This window comes from Parafilimonas sp., from assembly GCF_051953455.1.
Classification (GTDB): domain Bacteria; phylum Bacteroidota; class Bacteroidia; order Chitinophagales; family Chitinophagaceae; genus Parafilimonas.
Genome location: NZ_JBQCIT010000006.1, coordinates 1 through 12753 on the forward strand (window position 1 = coordinate 1; position 12753 = coordinate 12753).

Sequence of the window (12753 nt, forward strand, 5' to 3'; positions counted from 1 at the left end):
ATTTTAATGAACAAATTTAATAACCTGAAAGCTTCACCCCATTTCATCAAAAAATAAAAATAGAAGCGTGTAAAAGCTTTTGCGTTGAATAAATCTTAATAAAAATCAATTGTTTGCAACATTTTATACCCTAATCTGCAACATTACACTCCCTTGTTTAAACCCGCTGCAGGATAGTTTTACAGCATTAATTAATAAAGAAGAAAGGATTGCTGTTTATGAAACTACGACTGCTGCTGCTAAATGTTCTATGCACTTCGCTTTTTAATGTATTACTGGCAGAACCTCCATCTTATATTGAAACAAAGGATGGCGTTATCGTTTTTACCGACCCGCTTTTTACAGGTACTTCCAATGCTGTTAAGCTCCAGGTTGTTGCAGACAATATTATAAGAGTAATTGCCGCGCCGGGAAAGGAAATCATTCCTTCGCAAAGCCTGGTTACCGTTTATTCAAAAGATCCGGGCCTTAAATGGAATGTAGTTTCATCAAAGGAAACGGTTACGTTAAAAACAAAAGCCCTTACAGCCATCATTAATCTCAAAACCGGCGTTGTTTCGTTTTTTGACACAAAGGGTAAAAAAATAATTGGTGAAAAACCAGTTGCCGGCCGCAGTTTTCAACCCGCTGTGTTTGATGGCAAACGTTATTACACACTCACCCAAACTTTTCAATCTGTTGATGACGATGCATGGTATGGGCTTGGCCAGCACCAGGATGGGGTATTAAATTATCGCGGGCAGCAGGTAACATTCTTTCAAAACAATACAGAAGTTGCCATTCCATTCCTCCTGTCAAGTAAAAATTATGGTATTCTCTGGGATAATTATTCCCTCACAAAAGCCGGTGATATAAGACCACTTCATCCACTTTCTTCTTTTCAGCTTTTTTCAAAAAAGGGAGAAGAAGGATGGCTTACCGCTTCTTATTGCAATGATAAATTGAAGCCCGGAGAGGTTACCATCGAAAGACCGGAAACCGATATCAATATGCCATATTTAGGCGATTCAAAATTGATGCTGCCTAAAGGTTTTACGCCTGAAAAAGGCGTTGCAATATGGGAAGGAAGCATTGCCAGTTATTTATCAGGTCTTCATCAATTGCACTTTACACTTGGTGGAAGTTTGAAGGTTTGGCTGAATAATCAACTGGTTTTGGATCGCTGGCGTAAAGCATGGAACCCTGCACCGGCACTATTACCCATTAATTTAAAAAGCGGCGAAAAAGTTCCGATAAAAATTGAATGGATACCTGAAGCCGGTGAATCGTATCTATCAGTAAAATGGCAGGAACCGCTTTCGCCCGAAGAACAAAACTCTTTCAGCTTTTGCTCGGAAGCAGGCCGGCAGGTTGACTATTATTTCATCTATGGAAACAATATGGATGATGTGATCAGCGGCTACCGAATGCTTACCGGTAAAGCGCCCATTGTTCCCAAATGGGCTTTGGGCTTTTGGCAAAGCAGGGAGCGATATAAAACCGAGGATGAAATTCTTTCCACCGTGGATGAATTCCGCAAAAGAAAAATTCCGATTGACAATATTGTGCTGGACTGGAACTATTGGAGAGAACCCGAATGGGGCAGCCAGGAATTTGATCAATCGCGTTTCCCTTCTCCTGACAGCATGATTAATGTATTGCATAAAAAATACAATACACAGATCATGATTTCTGTGTGGCCTAAATTTTACGAAGGCATTTCTACCTACAAACAATTTGATAAAAAAGGCTGGTTATACAAAAGAAATATTGCCGATAGCCAGAGAGACTGGATTGGCAAAGGTTATGTTTCTACTTTTTATGACGCTTTTAATAAAGAGGCACGAAAAGGATTTTGGGATTTGATCAATAAAAAAATTTACAGCAAAGGTGTTGATGCCTGGTGGATGGATGCAAGCGAGCCCGACATTCTTTCCAATGTTGATCCCGAAAAAAGAAAACTCCAGATGACGCCAACTGCATTGGGCAGCGCAGCGGAATATTTAAATGCATATCCACTGCAAAATGCAAAAGGCATTTATGAAGGACAGCGTTCAACCGATCCTGGCAAAAGGGTTTTCTTATTAACACGTTCGGGTTTTACAGGCTCACAACGTTATGCTGCCGCAATCTGGAGTGGTGATATTGGTGCTACATGGCATGATATGAAAAACCAGATTGCTGCCGGCGTAAATTTTTCCATGTCGGGCCTCCCCTACTGGACGATGGACATTGGCGGATTTGTGGTTCCCGAAAAATTTGAAAAACCGAATGCAGAAAGTTTGGAAGAATGGCGGGAACTGATGACAAGATGGAGCCAGTTTGGTGCATTCGTTCCATTGTTTCGTGTGCACGGGCAATATCCTTACAGGGAAATTTTTAACACCGCCCCCGAAGATCATCCGGCCTACAAAAGCTTTTTGTATTACGACAAACTGCGTTATCGGTTGCTTCCTTACATCTATTCATTGGCCGGCGCTGCTTATCATGATAACTATACGCTGATGCGTGGGCTTGCAATGGATTTCGAAAGCGATACCGCCGTTTTAAATATCAATGATCAGTACATGTTTGGTCCTTCGCTGCTGATCAATCCTGTTTATGCATACAAGCAACGCAGCCGCGAATTGTATTTACCAAAAGGTGCAGGATGGTACGATCTCTATTCAGGAAAATTTTATGCAGGCGGAAAAAAAATAAATGCAGATGCTCCGTATGAAAGAATGCCAGTGTTTGTGAAAGCTGGTTCTTTTATTCCCGTTGGTCCCGAACTGCAATACACTGCAGAAAAACCTGCTGATACCATCACATTAAATGTTTACACAGGTGCAGATGCTTCTTTCAATTTGTATGAAGATGAAGGTACGAACTACAATTATGAGAAGGGCGCATTTTCCATCATTCCAATCAATTACAATGAAGCAACAAAAACAATAACGATTGATAAACGTAAGGGCCGCTTTGACGGAATGCTTGCTGCGAGAACTTTCCGCATACGCTGGATAAGTAAAGACAAACCAGAAATGCTAAACACAGACGCCCAACCTTTAACAACCATAACATATGAAGGTGAAAAGATTACGGTGCCGATGAAATAGATTATTACGAACCGGTAACAGCGCATGGCACACCTGATGATCAAAGAAAAATATAACGCCACAATACCTGTGACACTCGCAGTTTTCGCATGCAGGTGATGGTGAGTAACCACTAATAAAAGGATGCACAACAGTTGCCCGCTACATGCATGCTGAATAATGTGAAGAACGATGAATGGATTGTGACGCATACCATACATGGAAATATAAAGCTTGTATAAAAACAGATACCCCAATAAACATCTTTTATAACCACTAATTGTTTGCTTATGAACTTTGAACAACATGCACGAAAAACAAAAAACCGGCTACTATTTTTTGTATGCCTTGTGTTACTTGCAACACAAAGCAATGGGCAGGAAAAACCTGTAGAACGAAAAATTACAGGCAAGGTTTATTCCTCAATTGATGACCGCCCGCTTACAGACGTTACCGTTTTGATTAAGGGCTCCAGCGTTTATACTTCTACAAACAGCGAGGGACAATTTGCAATTAACGCTAAAACGGGTGACATACTGGTGATTGCCCGCATAGGCTATTTTTCAAAAGAAGTGACAGTTGGCAACACCAACACAATAGAATTAAAGCTGGAAGAAAACAGTGCAGACCTTAAAGATGTAGTTGTTATTGGTTACGGCAAAGTGAAGCGAAAAGATGTAACTGGTTCCATTTCTTCTATCAGCGGTGAAGAACTACGCAAAACACTGCCCGCAACTGTAGACCAGGCCCTGCAGGGCAAAGTGGCCGGTGTAATGGTACAGCAGATTTCCGGGCAACCCGGTGGTGGTGTATCTATCCAGGTTCGCGGCGTATCATCCATTAACGGAAACAATTCACCACTGTATGTGATAGATGGTGTGCTTATTACTTCTACAGGAGATCCGGGTAGCGGGTCAAATCCACTCAATACTATCAATCCTTCAGAAATTGAAAGTATTGATGTACTAAAAGATGCTTCGGCAACTGCTATTTATGGTTCGCAGGCTACCAATGGCGTAATCATCATTACCACTAAAAGAGGCAGGGTGGGCACTCCTGCAATCACATACGATGGTTATTATGGTTACCAGGAAATACCTAAAAAGCTTCCTACCGTTAATTTACAGGAGTTTGCTTCACTGTTAAATGATCGTGCAGTTGTATGGCAATTTGATGCCAGGCCGGAACTGGCGAATCCAAAATACCTGGGAACCGGCACCGACTGGCAATCAGAATTGTTCCGCAGGGCGCCCATGCAAAACCATTCAATTACCGTTAATGGCGGCGATGCCCGCACACAATATTTATTGTCAACTTCCTATTTCGACCAGGAGGGCATTGCACTCGGCTCTGATTTTAAAAGATATTCAGTTCGCTTAAACTTAGATAATAAAACAACTAATTGGCTGAAAGTTGGAACCAGCCTTCAACTGGCACACGTTGAAGAGAATGTTAACTCAACTACTTCAAGCGTAATCTCTAATGCGCTAAGCTTAACGCCTGATGTTCCTGTAAAAAATTTAGATGGAAGCTGGGGCGGCGTTACCAACGATGCCGGTTGGGTGGTGCCAATTCCCAACCCGGTGGGCCTTGCGCTGTTGAATTCGCATACCAGAAAAAGAAACCAGGTATTTGGTAACGTATATGCGGAGGTTCAGTTTTATAAAGATTTGACATTAAGGAATGAGGTATCCGGAAATTTTGATTTTAATATCGAAAAAACTTTCAATCCTACTTATGATTTTGGCAGGGCGAAGAATACGATCAATAACGCATCTGCTGCTTCAGCACAAAACGTGTACACGGTAGTCAGGAATTACCTTACCTATACCCACGTATTTGGAAAATATAATGTAAATGCACTGGCGGGCCATGAATCTCAGTTAAGCACTTACGAAAGTGTATCGGCATCCAGGCGCAACTTCCCCTCCGATAACGTAACATCTATCAGCAGTGGTGATGCCAATACGGCTGCAAACAGCGGTATATCAGGTTCAGGGCCGGCACTTGAATCTTATTTTGGGCGGGTTAACCTTGATTGGAACGACAGGTATTTATTAACTGGTAATATTCGCAATGATGGTTCTTCCAAATTTGCACCCGGGCAAAAATGGGTAACTACTACTTCCGCCGCTTTTGCCTGGAGAGTAAGTAATGAAGGATTTTTAAAAAACGTAAAATTTATTAATGACCTGAAACTGCGCTTAGGTTATGGCATTACTAATAATCAAGGTATTCCCGACAACAGGTATTCAACACTGCTTAATACGGTAAATAACGGCTTATCCGGTACGGCACAGTTTCAATACAACCTGGCAAACCCTGATATAAGATGGGAAAAAACAAAATATTCCAATGTGGGAATTGATGGTACTTTTTTAGACGGAAGAATAAGTTTCTCTTTTGATATGTATGACCGAAAAACAGATGGACTGCTGTTAAGTTTGCCGCTGCCTTTATTTTCCGGAACCACCACAGGTTGGTCTCCCGGAGCTATGCAGGCACCCATAGTTAACATTGGTGCTATGAGCAATAAAGGACTTGATTTCAGAGTTGGTACCACCAACATTAACGGCAAAAACTTTACCTGGAAAACAGACGTTACCGTATCGCATAACATAAATGAGATAATCAGTTTGGGTAATGGCGGCGATGCAGCCAATTTATCGCAAACCTATAATGGATATGTTTTTGAAAAAACAGTTGTAGGGCAGGCAATCGGTTCATTTTACGGCTATCTTTTCGATGGCGTATTTGCAATGCCTGATGATTTTAAATCGCATGCACTTCCGGTGGACCAAAGTGGAAATCCTTATCCTGTTTCACCCAATGGCGGCGGCATTTGGTATGGCGACAGAAAATATAAAGACCTGAACGGTGATGGCGTTATCAACACAAAAGATCAAACATTTTTAGGCTCTCCTTTGCCTAAGTTTCAATTTGGTTTCAACAACTCTTTTACGTATAAAAATTTTGATTTGAATATTTTCTTTAGCGGAAGCTATGGAAACAAAGTTTTTAACCAGCTGACCATTTCACAAACCTACCCTGGTAACAATACTAATTATTTCAAGTCTGTTTTAGGCTATGCAAGGGTGGAATATGTAGACCCGAATGGTTCGCATGCTGATGTAAATAATGCTTATATATCCAATCCCAATACAAAAATAGTTGGCCTTAGAAATGATAACACAAACGAAAATCTTCGCCCGTCTGATTTGTACATTGAAAATGGTTCATTCATCAGGTGCAAAAACATTACGCTGGGATACAGACTTCCTGAAAAATTATTATCCAAAGCACAAATACATGCCCTCAGGGTTTATGCAACGGTTTCAAATGCCTTTATCATAACCAACTATTCGGGTATGGACCCTGAAATAGGTTCATGGAACCCATTACAGGCTGGCTGGGATGGTGGATATTATCCGCAGCCAAGAACCTTCACCTTCGGCCTGAACCTGAATTTAACCAAATAAAAAAGTTTGTGCATCATGAAACATCCAGATAAAAAAATACTGATTGTACTACTTGCGGTGTTCTGTTTTGCTTGTAAGAAAAGCTTTCTCGACCGCCCGTCTCAATCACAAATCAGTTCAGAAAATTTTTATAAAACCAGGTCAGATTTAAGATTAGCCACTGCCAGTCTTTATGGCGGCGCTACCTGGGGCGTATGGCATCACGAAGCCTACTTGCCTTTGGGCGATATATTAAGCGGAAACGGCAACCGTCAATGGATCAGTGATTGGGTGCAGCTTTACACACGCACCATTACTGCCGGCAACAGTGTAATGCAGGGTGGATGGAAAGGATTGTACAACCTGGTTGGCCAATGTAATGGTGTTATAAACGCGATAGAACAAAATGCAGATAAATCCATTAGTGAAACAGATAGAAATGCAGCTATCAGCGAAGCAAAATTTATTCGCGGCACTGCCTATTATTATCTTGCTATGCTGTGGGGCGCAGTGCCCATTATCGAAGACAACAGCAAGCTTATTAAAGACCCATTGCTGAAACGTAACATCGTTTCTGATGTATATAAGTTTATTGCCAGTGATTTAACTTTTGCTGCAAACAGCTTACCCCGTAGCGATGAAAAAGGAAGAGTAACAACCTGGTCTGCACAAGGCATGCTTGCAAAAGTTTACCTCACTATGGCTGGTTTGGAAGGCAACGGAACCCGTAACCAGCAATTGTTAGACAGTGCAAAAAAGTATGCGGGAAATGTTTGTAATAATAGTGGTTTGGATTTGTTACCTGATTATTACAACCTGTTCCAGTCTCAGTATAACGACAACCAGGAATCGCTATTTGCGCTGCAGTGGGCCACAGGTGCAAGTATTGGCTGGGAAGAAGGCAATTTATTACTTACGTATTCCCCATCAAATGATATTAATCCGCAAAAAAATGGTGCATGGACGGCTTTAGACGCTACGTATGATTTGTACCTGCAATATTCTGCAAAGGATACGGTAAGGAGAAAGGCTTCATTTATGATGAACGGTGACTTTTATCCTGAATTAAATGCAGCCGGGGGTGGATTCAAGGCGACCAGCCAAAGTATGAAAAAGCATATTATCGGGAATGAAAAGGATAATAACGCACCCACTATGACGTACACAGCATCTATTGAACATGATGCGTTGCTGCGTCTTGCAGATGTTTATTTAATTTATGCCGAAGCAATCCTGGGCAATAATGCAAACACCGCCGATGGCGAAGCACTGAAATATTTTAATAAGGTAAGAACAAGGGCCGGAGTTGATCCTGTTTCAACAATAAACATGGATAGTATTCTTAAAGAACGAAGAGTTGAATTTGCTTTTGAAGGACAGTACTGGCTCGACCTGGTGCGCCTTTCTTATTGGAACCCCACGAAAGCGGTTAATATGCTCAATAACCAAAAGCGGGTAACATTTACCTATTCAAATGGAGTGGCTACGCCGGACGCCCCTATTGGTACAGCTATCGTTCCAGCTACAATTTCGGCTTTTACGCTGCAGATACCGGCGTCTGAACTGTCCGCTGATCCTAACCTGGGTGAACCACCTGTTCCTTATTATTAATCCAAAACGTTATATTATTATGAATACAATATTAAATAAGCGCTTATATATTTCGTCGCTTTTCATATTGATAGTGGCCTTATTGCCGGCTTGTAAAAAAGATATTGAAAGATCCCCGGTTATTGCTGAAGTGAGAAGTTATGTAGCTTCTCCCAATGACACTGTGCTCAATAACCTTGTAGCAGATGGGCAGTGGGTGGTTATTACAGGGCAGAACCTGAAAAATGCCATTACCATAAAATTTAATGGCGTAAATGCTTCTTTTAACGGCGCCTTGTTTTCTGAGAACAGCGCAGTAGTGCAAATACCGGCTATACTATTTTCAACAATAGATACCGCCAAACTTTATACGATAGAATACACAACAACAGGCGGCACAACCATTTTTCCATTCAACTTAGGCCCTGGTGCACCTGCCATAACTCACATTTCCAATGTATTTGCCAACCCCGGCGACTCTGTTTTTGTATATGGAACCAATTTAGTTTTGGTTCAAAGCCTTTCTTATGCAGGAACGCCCATAACATCATATCGTTCAAACCTTGATGGTACAGCGCTCGGTTTTCTTATGCCGGCCCAACAAACCACTGACCAGGTATTGCTAACAACAAAAGGCGGCTCCGTTGAATTTAAAATCCTGGCGATACCCACCATTACAAGTATTTCCAACGAAAATGCCATTGCCGGCGACTCGGTGTATGTTTACGGCACCTATCTTAAAAATATTCAATCATTCACTTTTGCCGGCACAGTTATAACTTCTTTTCAATCAGCTGACGATGGCAGTTCCGTTGGTTTTGTTATGCCTCCCACTTCAACAGGCGGGCCGGTATCAATAACCACACAATTCGGTTCAGTAACTACCATTTATAATGTAAATGATATTGCCACAGGTTCTATATCAAATTGGGAGTGGTCCGGTAATTTTAATTGGCAATGGTGGGGCGGCAGTACCTTAACCAGTGGCGACCCCAATTCAGGATGGCCTCCTTACAATGCTGATTTCACCGGAAATAACAGCCTGTACATGGTATTAAAAAATGGCGTGCTTAATGCCGGTGAGGGTGATGCCTATTCAAATTATGCTATACGCATGAATGCGGTACAATGGGTGCCGGCAGCCAATATGAATGACCCGATCAACAATTGGGCATTTAAGTTCGAGGTAAGCATACCGCAATCGTGGAATGGTGGTTCAATTGTTATTGAAAGCACCGATAACACTTACATGACCCGGTGGGAACCATGGCAAACATCTGCAACCACCACAGCTCCCTACACCACAAAAGGCTGGAGAACCATAACCATTCCTTTTTCAATGTTCCGTAAAACAGATGCTGCGCTGGGCGATGGTAAAGGGGCTTCTATATCAAAGTTTGCAGATTTACTGGGGCCATCGGGAAGCAGTGAGTGCTTCGTGTATATTCATAACTATAGCACTTCATCAACGGCAACAGGTTTTTATGGTGCGTTTGATAATTTAAGAGTAGTAAAAGTAAAATAGTATCTCACTGGGCCACATTTGTTACAAGGCAGGCGATTGCCGACGGGATGAAACCATTCTGGTGGAATACCGGCGGCATGATTGACAGAAGCAACTATACGGTAAAGAATCAAAAGATACTTGATACTATTATGTTAGGTGGAAGTAGTTGTCAGAAGTAAGAAGGACGATCATAAGATGGCAAAAATATGTAGCAATAATAACTCAGAAATAGCTGAGACCTATAGCAATCGTTCATGGGTCTATTTCTATAGTGCCCGTTCTTTTATTTTTTTAATGTCATGAGGACAATTATGGTCCATTGAGATTTGTAAATGCATAACCGTAATTTTAAACAATTGAAATACCGCGAATGAAAAGAAGAACGCTGATAAAAGGAATGGCCTCTACTTTACCATCATTATGGTTATCACGAGCATTAGGAAACGATTTGTTTTATTCAAATTATTTAAAAGAACCTGTTGCACAAGGTCCGTTCAAACCAACATGGGAATCTTTACAGAATTATCAAACACCTCAGTGGTATCGCGATGCAAAGTTTGGAATGTGGGCACATTGGGGACCACAATGCGAGCCCGAAGCCGGAGACTGGTATGCGAGAGGAATGTACGAGGAAGGATCACGGCAATATAAGAACCATCTTCAGAAATATGGTCATGCTTCTAAGTTTGGATTTAAAGATGTGATCAATGAATGGAAAGCAGAGAAATGGGACCCAGAAGAATTGGTGAGTTTTTTAAATGGTTTAGAGATTTCATTCCCTGAAAAAACATCTGATGAATTGGCTTATGCAAATGTGATAAGAATTCTTTCGTAACAGTATTAACTGCAAATATTGATTTTAAATAATCGCCTTTCTAAACTTGCTATAAAATGAACAAAAGTCAGCAATTTCTTCTGCCAAAAAGAATGGGTTTCATTACATTTTTTTTTATTGGACTTTTAATGTCCGTTAATATTTTGGCCCAAACAAATTCTCCTGCGCCTTTTGGTCCTGTTCCAGGCGAAAATCAAATGCGGTGGCAACAAATGGAATATTACGCTTTTCTTCATTTCTCATTGAATACTTATACAGACCAATCATGGGGTTATGGTAATGAAGATGTAAAGCTGTTTAATCCCCAAAAATTAGATTGCCGTCAGTGGGCCCGCGTTTGTAAAGAAGCCGGCATGAAGGGAATAATTCTTACTGCTAAACATCATTGTGGTTTTTGTCTCTGGCCTTCAAAATATACAGAGTATTCCGTGAAAAATGCCCCCTGGAAAAATGGTAAAGGTGATGTAGTTCGTGAATTAGCAAATGCGTGTAAAGAATATGGGTTGAAATTAGGAATCTACTTATCACCGTGGGACAGAAATAATTCCGATTACGGCAAGCCTGAATACATCACATATTTCCGCAATCAACTCACCGAATTGCTCACTAACTATGGACCTATTTTTGAAATTTGGTTTGATGGTGCTAATGGAGGTTCTGGCTATTATGGAGGCGCGAATGAAACCCGCAAAATAGATGCGAAAACGTATTACGATTGGGCAGACACATACAAGCTCATTCGCAAATTGCAACCCAACATCGTGATATGGAATGATGGAGGTGACAGAGGTGATTTGCGCTGGGTCGGAACGGAAGCAGGCAATGTGGGCGAGACAAATTGGAGTTTATTAAATGCAAAAGGCGACGTGACCTGGAACATGTTACATTATGGTTTGGAAAACGGAGATTCATGGGTGCCCGCAGAAGTAAATACTTCGATACGACCGGAATGGTTTTATCATCCGGGTGAAGATACCAAAGTAAAAACAGTGCCTCAATTGATGGAGACTTACTATAATTCTATCGGGCACAATGCTACGTTGTTGCTCAACTTTCCAATTATGCCTGATGGATTGATTCATCCAAATGACGAAAAAGCAGCGCTTGATTTTGCGAAGGCAGTGAAAGAAGTATTTGCTGTAAATCTTGCTGCCAAAGCAAATGCAATAGCTTCAAATGTTCGGAGCAATTCAAAACAGCTTGATGCAATGAATGCAATAGATAGCAGCCAAGAAACTTATTGGGCAACTGATGATGATGTAACGAAAGCTTCGCTTACAATCAATCTTGGCAAACCAACCACATTCAATCGTTTTCTTGTGCAGGAATATATTCGTTTGGGGCAAAGAGTAAAAGCTTTTACCGTAGAAGCTCTCATTAATGGAAACTGGAAAGAAATAGCAACCGGCACCACCATCGGTTATAAGCGCATTCTTCGTTTTCCAACTGTCAACGCAACGCAGATTCGATTAAATATTACCGATTCAAAAGCTTGTCCTGTAATTTCTAACCTCGGAATTTACAATGCGCCTCAAATTCTTACGCAACCTATTGTGATCAGAAATCAATCCGGTGAAATAAAAATAATTCCGGCGGATGAAGAATCAGTTGTTTATTATACTTTGGATGGAAGTAAACCAACTTCGAAATCGCAAAAATATTCAGGTCCTTTTATAGCAGATGGAAAATTAGAAGTGCATGCAATTGCTTACGATGCAGCTACATATAAAACCAGCCCTGAAAGCAGTGAGCAATTTGGCAACTCTAAGAAAGATTGGAAAATTATTTCAACAGAAGATGAAAAAGTCTACGCAGTGTTAGATGGAGATTTGTCAACTTCATGGCGCCAGCCAAAAGGTGCAAAATTGCCTGCCGACCTTGTAATTGATTTAGGCAAAGAGGAAGATATTAGTGGTTTTAAATACTATCCCGAGCAGAATTCGTGGCAACCCAGCATGATTACAAATTACCAGTTTTATGTTTCGGATGATAATAAAGAATGGAAGCTTGTTGATGAAGGCGAATTTTCAAACATTAAAAACAACCCTTTATGGCAAATTAAAAAGTTTGCACCGATGAGTACCCGCTATGTCAAATTAAGAGCATTGAAGAACACAGAAAATAACGATAATATCGGTTATGCTGAAATAGATGTGATTACAAAATGATTGGAATGTCTGCAAGCTGTTGATCATTTGATGTTTGAAAAAATCAATAATGAATTGTGAAGTTTCATAACATTCCATTTTGCAATTTTTCTTAACCGTTTCATATATTTTTCATAATACTATTATTAGTTAGCTATTT

At 40.8% G+C, this 12753-nt stretch carries 6 protein-coding genes; all 6 read left to right on the forward strand.

From position 1 onward, the window contains the following. Positions 1–218 precede the first annotated feature (218 nt). The 6 genes from ACTHN6_RS01045 (at position 219) to ACTHN6_RS01070 (ending at position 12614) form a co-directional block, all read left to right on the forward strand. Positions 219–3077 carry a TIM-barrel domain-containing protein gene (locus ACTHN6_RS01045; protein ID WP_440433849.1) on the forward strand — a complete coding sequence of 953 codons (2859 nt, stop codon included), beginning with the start codon at positions 219–221 and terminating at the stop codon, positions 3075–3077. A 269-nt stretch (positions 3078–3346) separates the two neighbouring features. Then, on the forward strand, positions 3347–6535 hold the full coding sequence (locus ACTHN6_RS01050) for a SusC/RagA family TonB-linked outer membrane protein (protein ID WP_440433850.1): 3189 nt from the start codon (positions 3347–3349) through the stop codon (positions 6533–6535). 15 nt (positions 6536–6550) lie between these two features. Then, positions 6551–8125: a RagB/SusD family nutrient uptake outer membrane protein gene (locus ACTHN6_RS01055; RefSeq protein WP_440433851.1), complete on the forward strand. Its 1575-nt coding sequence runs from the start codon at positions 6551–6553 to the stop codon at positions 8123–8125. Positions 8126–8144: 19 nt separating this feature from the next. Beyond that, entirely contained in the window at positions 8145–9629 is a 1485-nt protein-coding gene (locus ACTHN6_RS01060) for a glycan-binding surface protein (RefSeq protein WP_440433852.1), read from the forward strand. Between the two features lie 352 nt (positions 9630–9981). Beyond that, positions 9982–10446 carry an alpha-L-fucosidase gene (locus ACTHN6_RS01065; RefSeq protein ID WP_440433853.1) on the forward strand — a complete coding sequence of 155 codons (465 nt, stop codon included), beginning with the start codon at positions 9982–9984 and terminating at the stop codon, positions 10444–10446. Positions 10447–10658: 212 nt separating this feature from the next. After that, a complete protein-coding gene (locus ACTHN6_RS01070) occupies positions 10659–12614 on the forward strand; it encodes an alpha-L-fucosidase (RefSeq protein ID WP_440433854.1) in 1956 nt (651 codons plus the stop codon). The last annotated feature ends 139 nt before the right edge of the window (positions 12615–12753 follow it).

Bases quoted from the DNA above. Each gene is read 5' to 3' on its own strand.
- ACTHN6_RS01050 (WP_440433850.1), top strand. From the start codon at position 3,347: ATGAACTTTGAACAACATGCACGAAAAACAAAAAACCGGCTACTATTT.
- ACTHN6_RS01060 (WP_440433852.1), top strand. From the start codon at position 8,145: ATGAATACAATATTAAATAAGCGCTTATATATTTCGTCGCTTTTCATA.
- ACTHN6_RS01065 (WP_440433853.1), top strand. From the start codon at position 9,982: ATGAAAAGAAGAACGCTGATAAAAGGAATGGCCTCTACTTTACCATCA.
- ACTHN6_RS01055 (WP_440433851.1), top strand. From the start codon at position 6,551: ATGAAACATCCAGATAAAAAAATACTGATTGTACTACTTGCGGTGTTC.
- ACTHN6_RS01070 (WP_440433854.1), top strand. From the start codon at position 10,659: ATGGAATATTACGCTTTTCTTCATTTCTCATTGAATACTTATACAGAC.
- ACTHN6_RS01045 (WP_440433849.1), top strand. From the start codon at position 219: ATGAAACTACGACTGCTGCTGCTAAATGTTCTATGCACTTCGCTTTTT.